The sequence below is a fragment of the Streptomyces sp. NPDC001904 genome, assembly GCF_040297005.1.
GTDB lineage: Bacteria > Actinomycetota > Actinomycetes > Streptomycetales > Streptomycetaceae > Streptomyces.
The window spans coordinates 40024-54560 of the sequence record NZ_JBEOYI010000036.1 but is presented as its reverse complement, the minus strand read 5'-3'; the positions used below and the strand labels follow the sequence as shown (position 1 = coordinate 54560).

Below are 14537 nucleotides of genomic sequence, written 5' to 3'. Positions count from 1 at the left end.
CGTCGTGGCTGGTCGCGCAGTTCCCCGCGCCCCTGGAAGGCCTGCGGCCTCCAGGGGAGGCTGCGCGCAGCGCATGCCTCAGGGGCGCGGGGAACTGCGCGACCAGCCACGACGAGAGCCGCGGACGCGTCTGCTCGGTGCATGAGCAGACGCGTCCGCGGCTTTTCCGCGATCGCTCGCGCAGTTCCCCGCGCCTCTTACGGGGCGCTGGTCTCCTCGGCGTGGAGACTCATGGGGCCGTAGATCTTGTCGGTGTCCTCGAAGAGGATCACCTGGTCGGCACCGCCCTCGGCCAGTTCCTTCCAGTACTCCCCGATCCAGGACTCCGCGTCGCCCTGGGTCGGGAACTCCTCGGGCTGCACCGCCGGAGGCACCTCCGTCCCGTCGGACTTCTCGAACCGCCACGTCCACGCCGCCATGTCAGCCTCCCGGTATCGGATGTCCGATGCGCGATGTCCCTGGAAGCCTAGCCGGGCGCGCGGCACCCGAAGCCGCGCGGGAGGATCTTCCTGTGGAACTGACACTGCTCGGCACCGGTGCCCCCGAAGGACTGCCCCGCCCCGACTGCCCGTGCGCGGCCTGCGCGGGCGCGCTCGGCGCGGACGCCCGCGGCGCGACGGCGGTGCTGATCGACAAGGTGCTGCTGCTCGATCTGACCCCGGGCGCGGTCTTCGCCGCGGCCCGCGCGGGGCACAGTCTCGCCGGGGTGCGGCAGGTGCTGCTCACCCATCCGCACGACGGGCCCGCCGTGGAGGTCCCGGCGGGGCTGCCGCAGCCGGTGCGGGTGCCGGACGGGCGTGAGCTGGCGCTGATCAGCGGGCACCGGGTGCGGGCGCTCGCCCTCGACGCCCCGGGCACCGGCTACGAGGTGACCGGTCCCGACGGCGTACGGGTGCTGTACCTGCCGCCGGGGGCCGCGCCCGCCGGACTCGACGCGGCGCGGGCACCGTACGAGCTGGTCCTCTGCGACGTGGTGGGGCGGCCGGACGCGCTGGCGCGGCTGCGGGCGAGCGGCGCCGTCGGGCCGACCACGGATGTCGTCGCCGTGCACCTCGGGCACGACGTGCCGCCGGGCACCGAGCTGGCCCGGCGGCTCGCGGCGGCGGGCGCCCGCGCGGTGCCGGACGGGACGACTCTGGACGTCGGCGCGTACGAGGACGTGCCCGACGTGCCGCGCAGGACGCTGGTCCTCGGCGGCGCCCGGTCGGGCAAGTCGGTCGAGGCCGAGCGGCGCCTGGAGGCCTTCCCCGACGTGCTGTACGTGGCGACGGGCGGCACCCGGGGCGGCGACGGCGAGTGGGCGCAGCGGGTCAGCGCGCACCGGGAGCGGCGGCCCGGGTCGTGGCGGACCGCCGAGACCTGCGATCTCGAACCGCTGCTCGCCGACGTCTCGGACCCGGCGCCGCTGCTGATCGACTGCCTTTCGCTGTGGCTGACGTACGCCATGGACGAGGTCGGGGCCTGGGACGACGCCGAGTGGGCGGGCGGCGGGGAGAAGGCGTTGCGGGAGAAGGTGGCCGCGCTGGTGGCGGCCGTGCGGTGCACCCGGCGCACGGTGGTGGCCGTCTCGAACGAGGTGGGGTCGGGGATCGTGCCAGCCACCGCCTCCGGGCGGCGCTACCGCGACGAGCTGGGCCGGCTGAACGCCGCGTTCGCCGCCGAGTGCGAGCACGTCCTGCTCATCGTGGCCGGTCAGGCGCTGACACTGCGCGGCTGACGCGGGGCGGCAGGGGTCAGGACGGGTCGGGGTTGCGCCGTGCGACGACCCGGTACGCGTTGGAGAGGCCGGTGCGGTCGGCCAGCGGGGCGAGGAGCCGGTCGGCGGCCCGGGCGGTGAGCAGCGCGGGGGTGCCGGCGTGGGTCAGGGCCCGGCGCAGGCCGCGCTGGAGGTCGCTGGGGGCCTTGGTGCGCCACGGGTCGTCGGCGGCGGGCAGGCAGTGGCCGAGGAAGAGCGCGCAGGCCGCCGTCAGATCGTGCGGCTGGTGCGGGGCGCGGCGGTCGACGGCGACGACGGTGTAGCCGAGGGCGGCCAGTTCGGTGCGCAGATTGGCCAGCGGGATGAAGTGCAGGTGCTGCGGCTGGAAGTACGAGACCCACCACTTGCCGAGCAGGCCCGCCCAGCGGCTCTCGGGGTCGGGCAGCTCGATCATGAGGTGGCCGCCGGGGCGCAGGACGCGGCGGGCGGCCTTCAGCTCCTCGCGCGGGTCGAGGGAGTGCTCCAGGTAGTGGAACATGCTCATCGCGTCGTAGCGGCCCGCGAGCCGGGGCGCGAGTTCGGTGAGGAAGCCGCGGTGGGCCTCCTCGATCCGGCCGGCCCTGCGGCCCTCCTCGACGGCGTCGCCGACGTCGAGGCCGTCGAACGCGGTGTAGGGCAGGACCTCCTTGGCGACGGCCGGGAAGTGGCACGGGCCGGTGCCGACGTCGAGCCAGCTCTCCGGTTCGATGTGCCGGAACATGGCCTGGGCGGCCGCCCGGTGGCGCTTGACGGAGGGGCGGCCGACGAAGATCTTCTCGGCGTGGCCGGCGCGCAGGCCGTCGTAGAAGTCCCGGTAGTAGAAGTTCAGGCCCTCGGGGGTCAGGCGCGGGTTCTGGAACGAGTGGTCGCAGGCCCGGCACTGGTCGACGGTGAACGTGCCCGGCTTGTGCTGGAGGAGGTCGGTGGTGCGCAGCCGGGTGCGCAGCTTCGTGGAGCCGCACCAGGGGCAGTCGGGGCGGCGCGGTTCGTGGAAGCGTTCGGTGCCCCGGGCGAGTTCGGTGAGATAGGCGGGGCGGCGTTCGGCGACGGCCTGGGCTGTGGGGGGCATGGGACTCCTTCGGCTCCACGGGCGGGCGACGGCCGCGATACGACAATCCGAACGGCAATCCGATACGAAAGGGAACGTAAGGGATCATCGACGGCCTTTCAATGACGTTGCGCGTTCGACCCATCGCATGGCGTAACCGGGCGTTCGCGGGCCGTCGCCGCCCGCTCCGTGACAGGCGGGACACCAGGGACTCGGGGCGAGCGCGGCCGGTACTGTTCGGCGAATGAGCTCGCTGAATCTCGACGACTTCACCGACCTGATCGAGCGCCCCGACGGCGGTATGCGCCGCGACGCCGAGGAGCGCAGGGCGCGCTTCGCCGTGCCGCCCGGCGGGCTCGGCCGCCTGGACGAGCTGGGCGAATGGCTCTCGGCCGCCCAGGGCTCCGTACCCGTGCGGCCGGTGGCGCGAGCGCGTGTGGTCCTCTTCGCGGGTGATCACGGGGTGGCCGGGCTCGACGTGTCGAAGCGGGCCGCGGGCACCGCGGCGGAGCTGGTGCGCGAGACGGTCGAGGGCGGCTCCCCGGGCGCGGTGCTGGCGCGCCGTCTGGGCGTCGGCGTGCGGATCGTCGACCTGTCGCTGGACTGCGAGCCGGACGAGCTGCCCGAGGCCGTGGAGAACCGGCGGGTGCGGCGCGGCTCCGGCCGCATCGACATCGAGGACGCGCTCACCCCGGAGGAGGCCGAGCAGGCGTTCCGCGCGGGCATGGCCGTCGCCGACGAGGAGGCCGACTCCGGTACGGATCTGGTGGTGCTCGGCGATCTGAGCGTCGGCGGCACGACGGCGGCGGCCACGCTCATCGCCGCGCTGTGCGGCACGGACGCCTCCGTGGTCACCGGGCGCGGCGGCGACCCGATCGACGACCTGGCCTGGATGCGCAAGTGCGCGGCCGTCCGCGACGCGCTGCGCCGGGCCCGCCCGGTCCTCGGCGACCAGCTTCAGCTGCTCGCCACGGTGGGCGGTGCCGATCTCGCGGCCGCGACCGGTTTCCTGCTCCAGTGCGCGGTGCGCCGTACGCCGGTGATCCTGGACGGGGTCGTCTCCGCGGCCTGCGCGCTGGTCGGCCAGCGCGTCGCTTTCCGCGCGCCGGACTGGTGGCTGGCCGGGCAGTCCAGCGGGGAGCCCGCGCAGGCCAAGGCGCTGGACCGGATGGCCATGGAGCCGATGCTCGACCAGGGCGTCAAGGTCGGCGGCGCCGCGGGCGCCCTCCTCGCACTGCCGCTGGTCCAGGCCGCGGCGGCGCTGGCCGCCGAGCTTCCCGAAGTTCAGTAGGCCGCAGTCGCAGAAGAGCCGCGGACGCGTCTGCTCGGTGGATGAGCAGGCGCGTCCGCGGCTTTTCCGTGGCTGGGCGCGCCCACGCGGCGGAGCCGCATGTCGACACAGTCTCGCGCCCCTGAAGGGACACCGGACAATTCGCCCATAAGCTCCCGACATGGGAGCCGTACGGACAAGCACTGTCACTTCACGTCGCGCCGCGAGTTTCACCGTCTGGTATCTGCGGATCGTCACCTTCATCAATCTGCTGAGCGCCGTGTGGGTCTCCTTCGGCAACGATCTGCGCCGCCACAACTCGGAGAACTACTTCACCCCCTACCTGCTCGCCGCGGGCTTCTCGTCGGCGGTCGTCGCCTGGTTCCTGGCGATCACGATGCGCCGCCGCAAGCGCGCGGCCTGGATCCTCAACCTCGTGCTGAGCGGCCTGTTCCTCCTGCTGTTCGCCTTCGTGATGGTCTTCCCGGAGGTCCGGCAGTACGCGCAGAACTGGATCTCGCTGGTACTGACCGCCGCGTTCGTCGCGGCGCTGCTGCTGGGGCGGCGCGAGTTCTACGCGAAGGGCGACCGCTCGAACGCGAGGCTGGCGGCGGTCGTGGCGATCGGCGGGCTCCTCGTGACCTCGCTGTTCGCGACGTTCCTGGTGACGGTCACCAACCAGGCCCACGAACCGCACCGCTCCACGTTCCTGGAGCGCTGGCGCTACGGCACGCTGCGGCTGATCTCGGTCGCCACCGACGACTCCCGCTTCCCCGGCATCACCACCCCGAACTGGGTCAACGTCGTCATCAACATCCTCTCCACGGCCCTGCTGATCGCCGTGGTCTACGCCGCCTTCCGCTCCCGCCGCGCCGTCGACCCGCTCACCGCCGACGACGAGGAGCGGCTGCGCGCCCTGCTCGGCAAGGAGGGCGAGCGCGACTCGCTGGGCTACTTCGCGCTGCGCCGTGACAAGAGCGTCGTGTGGTCGCCGACCGGCAAGGCCGCGGTGACCTACCGCGTGGTCGGCGGGGTCTCGCTGGCCTCCGGCGACCCGATCGGCGACCCCGAGGCCTGGCCCGGCGCGATCGAGCCCTGGCTCGCCGAGGCGCGGGAACACGGCTGGCTGCCCGCGGTGATGGGCGCGAGCGAGGAGGCGGGCACCATCTACGCCCGGCACGGCCTCGACGCCCTCGAACTCGGCGACGAGGCCATCGTCGAGACCGCCGACTTCACCCTCGAAGGACGGGCGATGCGCACCGTCCGCCAGGCCTACAACCGCGTCAAGCGGGCGGGCTACACCGTCCGCGTCCGCCGCCACGAGGACATCCCGGCCGACGAACTGGCATACCTCCTCAAGCGCGCCGACGACTGGCGCGACGGTGCCACCGAGCGCGGCTTCTCCATGGCGCTGGGGCGGCTGGGCGACCCGGGCGACGGACAGTGCATGATGCTCGAATGCAGCGACGGAGAGGGCGAGTTGAGGGCGCTGCTCTCCTTCGTGCCGTGGGGCCCGCACGGCCTGTCCCTCGATCTGATGCGCCGTGACCGCGACGCCGAGAACGGCCTGATGGAGTTCATGGTGATCGAACTCCTCCAGCGCGCGCCCGAGATGGAGATCACCCAGGTCTCGCTCAACTTCGCCATGTTCCGCTCCGTCTTCGAACGCGGCGCGCGACTCGGCGCGGGCCCGGTGCTGCGCCTGTGGCGCGCGCTGCTCAGCTTCTTCTCGCGGTGGTGGCAGATCGAATCGCTGTACCGGGCCAACGCCAAGTACCGGCCCATCTGGGAGCCCCGTTTCCTGCTCTTCGAGAAGAGCGCCGACCTGCCGCGCATCGGCCTGGCCTCGGCCCGCGCCGAGGGCTTCCTCGAAGTGCCGGGGCTGCCGGAACGGCTGGCGCGCCGGTGAGATCGAGGGACGCGGCCCGCGCGGAGTGGGGTCCGCTCTTCACCGCCGTACGGGACGGGCTCGTCGCCCGGCGGTGGCGGGCGATCCCGCTGACCCTGGCCGCGGTCTGTCTGACGGCGCTGTTCCAGTTCGTGCAGAACCAGTCCTGGGGCTATCGGATCGTGCAGGACATCGGCTCGGTCCGGGCCGCGGACCCGCTGCCGCCGGCCCTGCTGCGCACCCCGCTGTCGCTGTTCGTCCCTGCCCTCGACCTGCCCGTGTGGGGCGCGCTCGTGCAGATCCTGGTGGTCTTCGGGATCGCGGAGATCTGTCTGGGCCGCCCGCGCACGCTGGGCATCGCGTACGCGGCGACGCTCGGCGGCACCCTGTTCGCGCGCCTGGCCATCTCTGCCGGCTGGCTGCCCGCCTCCGACGCGCAGATCGTCGACACCGGCCCGTCGGCGGCCGTGGTCGGGCTGGCGGTGTACGTGTGCTGGCGCTACCGGGCCTGGTTCACCTGCGCGCTGGTCGTCGTCACGATGGCCGTCGAGTGCGCGCTGAAGCCGAACCTCGCGGGCTGGGAGCACCTGGCCGCGATCGCGGCCGTGCTCATCGTGTGCGCTGCGCGGTCGATGGTTCGCGGAATCCGCCGACCAGATCCTGGAAGCGCCGGCTGATCCGCACCCAGCGCCGGTCGTGCTTGTAGGCGCGCAGGGTCGAGCGGGCCCGCGCCCGGGGCCGGCGGCGGTAGCAGCGGCGGGCCCAGGCGGAGTCGGGCCGGGCGAGGCGAACCGCGCCGTACCAGGCGACGAACGGCACCAGGACGCCGACGAGCGCCATCCGCATCTTGCCCTTGAGCAGCGTCACCAGGACGAACAGGAAGTTCAGGGTGAGCGAGACGATCAGGGCCGCCCGGTCGTGCTGCTCGTCCTGCGTCATGTCGTTGACGCCGAGCGGCGAGAACCCGCTGACCACCAGGCCGCCGAGGGCCGCGGCGAGCACCACCACCTCGACGCTCTGCCGCCCCTGGTCGGTCCAGTAGACGTCGTCCAGGTGCAGGACGAGCGCGAACTCGTCGAGCACCAGGCCCGCCCCGATCCCGAACAGGACGGCGAAGAGGCAGGCTCCCAAGCCGTGCCGGCCGCTGCCCACCGCGCCGAACCCTCCGACGACCATGAGCACGATGCCGGGCACCACGTGGTGGATGTGCAGTCCGCCCGGTGAGATGTTGCGGAACGGGCCGCGGCCCGCCCGGATCAGCCGGGTGATCGTACGGGTGATCAGGAACGTGGCGATGAACGTGACCAGCGCCAGGAGCACCGGCAGCTTCCCCGGTTCCGTGATGTTGCGGTGCCACCAGTCGCCCATGGGCCCATCCTGCGGGCGGCGGGCGGGCGCCGCCCGCCCGGTGGTCCACCCCGGGTAATCTCCCCCGGTGTCCGCAACGAACCCCCGCGCCTCCCTCGCCGACGGCATACGTTTCGCCTTCGGCACCCTGACCGTGCTGCCCGTCCGGGTGACCCGCTGGGACCGTGCCGCGGCCCGCGCCGGAATGCTCTCCGCTCCGCTGGCGGGCCTGGTCGTCGGTCTGTGCGCGGCCGCGCTCGGGGTGGCGCTGTCCTTCCTCGGCGCGGGCGCCCCGCTCTGTGCGGTCGCCGCCGTCGCGGTGCCCGCCGTCCTCACCCGGGGCCTGCACCTGGACGGGCTCGCCGACGTCGCGGACGGGCTCGGCAGCGGCAAGCCGGCCGAGGACGCGCTGCGGATCATGAAGCAGTCGGACATCGGTCCCTTCGGCGTCGTGACGCTGGTCCTCGTCCTGCTCGCGCAGATCGCCGTGCTGGCGCAGCTGTACGCCGATTCGTGGGTGCGGGGGGCGATCGCGGCGGGCGTGTGCGCGGTGACGGCGCGTCTCGCGCTGACCTTCGCGTCCCGGGCCGGGGTGCCGGCCGCGCGCCCGGAGGGGCTCGGCGCCGCCGTCGCCGAGACCGTGTCCGTGCGGGCCGCGCTGATCGCCGGGGTCGTGGTCGTCGCGGTGGCCGCCGGCGTCTCCTTGCAGGGCGCTGCCGCTGTCGTACTGGGGTGTGGCGCCGGGGAGTTGATGCTGCGGCGGTGTGTCGCGCGGTTCGGCGGGGTGACCGGGGACGTGTTCGGCGCCGTCGCCGAGGTCGCGGGGACGGCGGCGCTGGTGGTGCTGGCCGTTTGAGGGTGCGCGGCGCCTTGGTCGTCCGCGGGCCGGTGGGGGCTGGTCGCGCAGTTCCCCGCGCCCCTGAGGCAGGCGCTTCGCGCCGCCTCCCCTGAGAGGCCGCGACTCCGCCGCGCCTCTCTTGATGAGATGCCGCACGCAGTGCGCATCTCAGGGGCGCGGGGAACAGCGCGAGAAGCGGCCACCGAGCCGCGGACGAACGACGACCCGGGGGTGCCCCGACCTCGGCGGCACGTTCCAGGGAACCCGGCGTAGGCTCGACCGAGGGCCACAGACCCCATGGGCGCGGCAACGATGCCGGCCCCACCGATGAAAGAGAGACCTCACCACCGTGACTGCTCTGACTCTCAGCACCGCCGCGGCCGCCGGCCTGCGCGCCGACGCGATCGTCGTCGGTATCGCGAAGGGTGCCGCCGGCCTGGTCGTCGCCCCCGGCGCCGAGGCCGTCGACAAGGCGTACGACGGCAACCTCGCCTCCGTCCTGGAGACCCTCGGTGCCACCGGCGCCGAGGGCGAGGCGACCAAGGTTCCCGCGCCCTCCGGGTTCAAGGCACCGGTCGTGCTGGCGGTCGGTCTCGGCAGCGAGCCCGAGAAGGACGAGATCTACGAGGCCGAGGCGCTGCGCCGCGCCGCCGGTGTCGCCTCTCGCACGCTGAGCGGTGCGAAGAAGGCCGCGTTCGCGCTGCCCGTCCAGGACGCCGAGGACGCCGGTGCGATCGCGGAGGGCGCGCTGCTCGGCGCGTACTCCTTCGACGCCTACAAGGAGTCCGGCAAGGACCCGAAGAACGCCAAGGCGCCGCTCGCCGAGATCGCGATCCTCGGCGGCAAGCCGCGCGACAAGGCGTACAAGGCCGAGATCGAGCGCGCCCTGGCCCTCACCGAGGAGCTCAACCGCGCCCGCGACCTGGTCAACACCCCGCCGAACGACCTGAACCCGGAGTCCTTCGCCGCCGTCGCCACGGCCGCGGCCAAGGAGCACGGCCTCAAGATCCAGGTCCTCGACGTGAAGGCGCTGGAGAAGGGCGGCTACGGCGGCATCCTCGGCGTCGGCGCCGGTTCCGCGTCGGGCCCCCGCCTCGTGAAGATCTCCTACTCGGCCGGCCGCGGCAAGAAGCACCTCGCCTTCGTCGGCAAGGGCATCACGTACGACTCGGGCGGCATCTCGCTGAAGCCGGCCGGCCACAACGAGACGATGAAGTGCGACATGGCCGGCGCCGCCGCCGTGTTCGCCGCCGTCGTCGCCGCGGCCCGCCTGAAGCTGGACGTCAACGTGACCGGCTGGCTGGCGCTCGCCGAGAACATGCCGTCCGGCTCCGCCACCCGCCCGGGTGACGTGCTGCGCATGTACTCCGGCAAGACCGTCGAGGTCCTGAACACCGACGCCGAGGGCCGTCTGGTCCTGGCCGACGCGATCGCCAAGGCCTCCGAGGAGACCCCGGACGCGATCGTCGACGTGGCGACGCTGACCGGCGCGATGGTCCTCGCGCTCGGCAACCGCACCTTCGGCATCATGGCCAACGACGACGCGTTCCGTACGTCGATCCACGAGGTCGCCGAGGAGGTCGGCGAGCCGGCCTGGCCGATGCCGCTCCCGGCCCACCTGGTCAAGGGCATGGACTCGCCGACCGCCGACATCGCCAACATGGGCGAGCGGATGGGCGGCGGCCTGGTCGCCGGTCTGTTCCTGAAGGAGTTCGTCGGCGAGGGCATCACGTGGGCCCACCTCGACATCGCGGGCCCGGCCTTCAACGAGGGCGGCCCGTTCGGTTACACGCCGAAGGGCGGCACCGGTTCCGCGGTCCGCACGCTCGTCCGGCTCGCCGAGCGCACCGCTGCGGGCGACCTCGGCTGAGGCGGAAGTCACTGGTGACAGCCCCGGGGGTCGACCCCCGGGGCTGTTCGCTTTCGACGAAATCCGCAGGAATGACGTCCTTGTCACTCGCGTTTGCGGTGTAACAGGGGTCTCACCGCCCGGCCCGACGTCCCGCATGCCTTCGACAAGTGCGAGGATGGGGGGCGGCAGGACAGGGCCCCACCCGAGGGCCGAATCATCGAGCGGCCGAACACCAGCCGCCGCGCGGTCACTGGAGACCGGCGTACGGCGCACATGCATGGAGGACGTGACGTGGCGAACGACGCCAGCACCGTTTTCGACCTAGTGATCCTCGGCGGTGGCAGTGGCGGGTACGCCGCGGCCCTGCGCGGAGCGCAGCTGGGCCTGGACGTCGCCCTGATCGAGAAGAACAAGGTCGGCGGAACCTGCCTGCACGTCGGCTGCATCCCCACCAAGGCGCTGCTGCACGCCGGTGAGATCGCCGACCAGGCCCGAGAGTCCGAGCAGTTCGGCGTGAAGGCCACCTTCGAGGGCATCGACATGCCCGCCGTGCAGCGCTACAAGGACGAGGTCATCTCCGGCCTCTACAAAGGCCTGCAGGGGCTGATCGCCTCCCGCAAGGTGACGTACATCGAGGGTGAGGGCAAGCTCTCCTCCCCGACCTCCGTCGACGTCAACGGCCAGCGGATCCAGGGCCGCCACGTCCTCCTCGCGACCGGCTCCGTGCCGAAGTCGCTGCCGGGCCTGGAGATCGACGGCAACCGCGTCATCTCCTCCGACCACGCGCTGACCCTCGACCGGGTCCCGAAGTCGGCGATCATCCTGGGCGGCGGCGTGATCGGCGTCGAGTTCGCCTCGGCGTGGAAGTCCTTCGGCACCGACGTCACCATCGTCGAGGGCCTCAAGCACCTCGCCCCGCTCGAGGACGAGAACAGCTCCAAGCTGCTCGAGCGCGCGTTCCGCAAGCGCGGCATCAAGTTCAACCTCGGCACCTTCTTCGAGAAGGCGGAGTACACGCAGGACGGCGTCCGCGTGACCCTCGCCGACGGCAAGACCTTCGACGCCGAGGTCCTCCTCGTCGCCATCGGCCGCGGCCCGGTCTCGCAGGGCCTCGGCTACGAGGAGCAGGGCGTCGCGATGGACCGCGGCTACGTCCTGGTCGACGAGTACATGCAGACCAACGTGCCGACCATCTCGGCCGTCGGTGACCTCGTCCCGACGCTCCAGCTCGCGCACGTCGGCTTCGCAGAGGGCATCCTGGTGGCGGAGCGTCTGGCCGGTATCAAGACCGTCCCGATCGACTACGACGGTGTGCCGCGGGTGACGTACTGCCACCCGGAGGTCGCCTCCGTCGGTATCACCGAGGCCAAGGCCAAGGAGATCTACGGCGCGGACAAGGTCGTCGCTCTGAAGTACAACCTGGCGGGCAACGGCAAGTCCAAGATCCTCAAGACCGCGGGCGAGATCAAGCTCGTCCAGGTCAAGGACGGTGCCGTGGTCGGCGTCCACATGGTCGGCGACCGCATGGGCGAGCAGGTCGGCGAAGCCCAGCTGATCTACAACTGGGAAGCGCTGCCGGCCGAGGTCGCCCAGCTCATCCACGCCCACCCGACGCAGAACGAGGCGCTCGGCGAGGCCCACCTGGCGCTCGCGGGCAAGCCGCTGCACTCGCACGACTGAGCCCCGCCCCCGTCGCAACTGGGCGCGACGACCGACCACCAGACTTCCGCACTGCGTTGCCGCGCACTGCACATCGTTAAGGAGCAACAGAAACCATGGCGGTTTCCGTATCCCTTCCGGCGCTCGGTGAGAGCGTCACCGAGGGCACTGTCACCCGCTGGCTGAAGGCGGAGGGCGAGCGCGTCGAGGTCGACGAGCCGCTGCTCGAGGTCTCGACCGACAAGGTCGACACCGAGATCCCCTCCCCCGCCGCCGGTGTCCTGGCCTCGATCAAGGTCGCCGAGGACGAGACGGTCGAGGTCGGCGCCGAGCTGGCCGTCATCGACGACGGCTCGGGCGCCCCGGCCCCCCAGGAGGCCCCGCAGCAGCAGGCCGCCCCCGCCGAGGCCCCCGCCCCGGCCCAGGAGCAGCCCGCCCCCGCGCAGGAGGCCCCCGCCGCGGCTCCCGCCCCGTCGGGTGGCTCCGCCGAGGGCACCGACGTGACGCTGCCCGCCCTGGGCGAGTCCGTCACCGAGGGCACCGTGACCCGCTGGCTGAAGGAGGTCGGCGAGGAGGTCGCGGAGGACGAGCCCCTGCTCGAGGTCTCCACCGACAAGGTCGACACCGAGATCCCCTCCCCCGTCGCCGGCGTTCTCCTGGAGATCGTCGTCGGTGAGGACGAGACCGCCGAGGTCGGCGCCAAGCTGGCCGTCGTCGGTGCTCCCGGTGCCGCCCCGGCCGCCGCCGCCCCGGCTGCTCCGGCCCCGGCGCAGGAGGCCCCCAAGCAGGAGGCCCCGGCGCAGCCCGCCGCTCCGGCTCCGGCCCCCGCGGCTCCGGCCGCTCCGGCCGCCGCTGCCCCGGCTCCGGCGCAGCCCGCCGCCCCGGCTCCGGCCCCCGCGCCGGCTCAGCCCGCCGCTCCGGCCGCCGCTGCCAAGCCCGCCACCCCGGCGGACGACGGCGCCTACGTGACCCCGCTGGTGCGCAAGCTGGCCTCCGAGCAGGGCGTGGACCTGTCCGGCGTCCAGGGCTCCGGCGTCGGTGGCCGCATCCGCAAGCAGGACGTCATCGCCGCCGCCGAGGCCGCCAAGGCGAAGGCTCCGGCCGCCGCCGCCGCGCCGAAGGCCCCGACGCTGGAGGCCTCGCCCCTGCGCGGCCAGACGGTCAAGCTGCCGCGCATCCGCAAGGCCATCGCGGACAACATGCACAAGGCGCTGCAGGAGCAGGCTCAGCTGTCCTCGGTCATCGAGGTCGACATCACCAAGCTGATGAAGCTCCGCAACAAGGCCAAGGACGGCTTCGCCGCCCGCGAGGGCGTCAAGCTCTCCCCGATGCCGTTCTTCGTCAAGGCCGCCGTCCAGGCGCTGAAGGCCCACCCGGTCATCAACGCCCGCCTGAACTACGACGAGGGCACCATCACCTACTTCGACTCCGAGAACGTCGGCATCGCCGTCGACTCGGAGAAGGGCCTGATGACCCCGGTCATCAAGGGTGCCGGTGACCTGAACATCGCGGGCATCGCCAAGAAGACCGCGGAGCTGGCCAACAAGGTCCGCACGAACAAGATCGCCCCGGACGACCTGTCGGGCGCCACCTTCACGATCTCCAACACGGGGTCGCGCGGTGCGCTCTTCGACACGGTCATCGTCCCGCCGAACCAGGTCGCCATCCTGGGCATCGGTGCCACGGTCAAGCGCCCGGTCGTCATCTCCGACCCGGAGCTCGGCGACACCATCGCCGTCCGTGACATGACGTACGTGACGCTCTCCTACGACCACCGTCTGGTGGACGGCGCGGACGCCGCCCGCTACCTGACCACGGTCAAGCAGATCCTGGAGGCCGGCGAGTTCACCGCCGAGCTGGGTCTGTAACAGCGTCAGCAGAACGCTTCACCAGCGACGAGGCCCCCGTCCGGAGTTCGGCTCCGGACGGGGGCCTCGTCGTGTCCGCGCCCGAGTCCGGTGACGCCCCATCAGAATGGAGGCGCGCCCTGTCGGGCACGTCTCTGTAACCGGCATCACCCGTGGCAAGAGCGACGGTGCCCTTTCTGTCCAGGGGCCCGGCCGTATTGTCTAAGGGTCCCTGCCGAGCCACCGGGTCCGTACAGCCGAGGAGCCCCCCATGACCGCGCCCGTCATCCACTCGCTGCGCGAGCAGATCCGCGAGCACATCGTGGAGGGGATCGTCAGCGGCCGCTGGAAGCCGGGCGAGCGGATCGTGGAGCGGCGCATCGCCACCGAGCTGGAGGTCAGCCAGACGCCCGTACGGGAGGCGCTGCGCGAGCTGGAGTCGCTGCGGCTGATCGAGTCGGCGCCGAACAAGGGCGTGCGCGTACGGAACCTCTCCGCGGCGGATCTGGAGGAGAGCTACCCGGTGCGTGCGGGCCTGGAGGCCATCGCGGCCGAGCTGGCCGCCGAGCGGCTGGCCGGGGACTGCTCCGCGCTGGAGCCGCACGTCGCCGCGCTGCACGTCGCCGACCAGGAGGCGGACGGGACCGCCCAGGTGCGGCACACCGTGGGCTTTCACCGGGAGATGGTGCGGGCGGCCGGGAACTCGGTGCTGCTGCACACCTGGGAGGGGCTGGGGATCGAGGTGTTCACCGCGCTCTCCATTCGGTGGCTGGGGACCGTTCAGCAGTCGTACGCCGAGGAGCACGCCGATCTCGTGGCGGCTTTTCAGCGCCGGGATCCGGACATCGCGGCGCTGGTCAAGGCGCATGTTCTGGGGTGTGCGCCGCGGGCGTGAGCTGGGTCTCGTCTGCCGTGTGCGGTGCGTCGCAGAGTGATCGCCGTGTGTGGCTGATCGCGCAGTTCCCCGCGCCCCTGAAGGGGCACTGCGTGCCCTTCATCAGGGCACTCTGTGCCGACTTTCTCGATCTGAAGAGGTTTTGCCCTTCAACCCTT

At 72.5% G+C, this 14537-nt stretch carries 12 protein-coding genes; 9 read left to right on the top strand and 3 right to left on the bottom strand.

Going from position 1 to position 14537, the window contains the following annotated elements:
* Positions 1-197: 197 nt before the first annotated feature.
* Positions 198-419, bottom strand: coding sequence for a hypothetical protein (locus ABT127_RS35800; protein ID WP_351459594.1), 222 nt, complete (start codon positions 417-419; stop codon positions 198-200).
* Between the two features lie 92 nt (positions 420-511).
* Between ABT127_RS35800 and ABT127_RS35795 the strand changes: the two genes are divergently transcribed.
* Entirely contained in the window at positions 512-1717 is a 1206-nt protein-coding gene (locus tag ABT127_RS35795) for a bifunctional adenosylcobinamide kinase/adenosylcobinamide-phosphate guanylyltransferase (RefSeq protein WP_351459592.1), read from the top strand.
* Between the two features lie 16 nt (positions 1718-1733).
* Here the strand turns inward: ABT127_RS35795 and ABT127_RS35790 are convergent, their stop codons facing one another.
* Positions 1734-2804, bottom strand: coding sequence for a class I SAM-dependent methyltransferase (locus ABT127_RS35790; RefSeq protein WP_351459589.1), 1071 nt, complete (start codon positions 2802-2804; stop codon positions 1734-1736).
* Between the two features lie 223 nt (positions 2805-3027).
* Between ABT127_RS35790 and ABT127_RS35785 the strand changes: the two genes are divergently transcribed.
* The 3 genes from ABT127_RS35785 (at position 3028) to ABT127_RS35775 (ending at position 6618) form a co-directional block, all read left to right on the top strand.
* Complete coding sequence (locus ABT127_RS35785; RefSeq protein ID WP_351459586.1) at positions 3028-4074, top strand: nicotinate-nucleotide--dimethylbenzimidazole phosphoribosyltransferase; 1047 nt, start codon at positions 3028-3030, stop codon at positions 4072-4074.
* Between the two features lie 160 nt (positions 4075-4234).
* Entirely contained in the window at positions 4235-5962 is a 1728-nt protein-coding gene (locus tag ABT127_RS35780) for a phosphatidylglycerol lysyltransferase domain-containing protein (RefSeq protein ID WP_351459583.1), read from the top strand.
* Complete coding sequence (locus tag ABT127_RS35775) at positions 5959-6618, top strand: hypothetical protein (protein WP_351459580.1); 660 nt, start codon at positions 5959-5961, stop codon at positions 6616-6618. Before ABT127_RS35780 ends, ABT127_RS35775 begins: the two co-directional genes overlap by 4 nt.
* Here the strand turns inward: ABT127_RS35775 and ABT127_RS35770 are convergent.
* The gene (locus ABT127_RS35770; RefSeq protein WP_351459577.1) at positions 6551-7309 is read right to left on the bottom strand and encodes a hypothetical protein; all 759 of its coding nucleotides are present in this window, start codon (positions 7307-7309) and stop codon (positions 6551-6553) included. The two genes, ABT127_RS35775 and ABT127_RS35770, sit on opposite strands and share 68 nt — an antisense overlap.
* Before the next feature lie 67 nt (positions 7310-7376).
* On the opposite strand from ABT127_RS35770, the gene cobS reads away from it, so the two are divergent.
* From cobS to ABT127_RS35745, 5 genes are all read left to right on the top strand, one after another.
* Positions 7377-8144 (top strand): adenosylcobinamide-GDP ribazoletransferase, encoded by a 768-nt coding sequence (gene cobS, locus ABT127_RS35765; RefSeq protein ID WP_351459576.1) that lies wholly within the window; start codon positions 7377-7379, stop codon positions 8142-8144.
* A 331-nt stretch (positions 8145-8475) separates the two neighbouring features.
* Positions 8476-9996 carry a leucyl aminopeptidase gene (locus tag ABT127_RS35760; RefSeq protein ID WP_351459573.1) on the top strand — a complete coding sequence of 507 codons (1521 nt, stop codon included), beginning with the start codon at positions 8476-8478 and terminating at the stop codon, positions 9994-9996.
* A gap of 273 nt (positions 9997-10269) precedes the next feature.
* Complete coding sequence (lpdA, locus tag ABT127_RS35755) at positions 10270-11658, top strand: dihydrolipoyl dehydrogenase (RefSeq protein ID WP_351459570.1); 1389 nt, start codon at positions 10270-10272, stop codon at positions 11656-11658.
* A 95-nt stretch (positions 11659-11753) separates the two neighbouring features.
* Positions 11754-13505, top strand: a complete 1752-nt coding sequence (gene sucB, locus ABT127_RS35750; protein ID WP_351459568.1) for a 2-oxoglutarate dehydrogenase, E2 component, dihydrolipoamide succinyltransferase — start codon at positions 11754-11756, stop codon at positions 13503-13505.
* Between the two features lie 250 nt (positions 13506-13755).
* On the top strand, positions 13756-14379 hold the full coding sequence (locus ABT127_RS35745) for a GntR family transcriptional regulator (protein ID WP_351459566.1): 624 nt from the start codon (positions 13756-13758) through the stop codon (positions 14377-14379).
* Positions 14380-14537 lie beyond the last annotated feature (158 nt).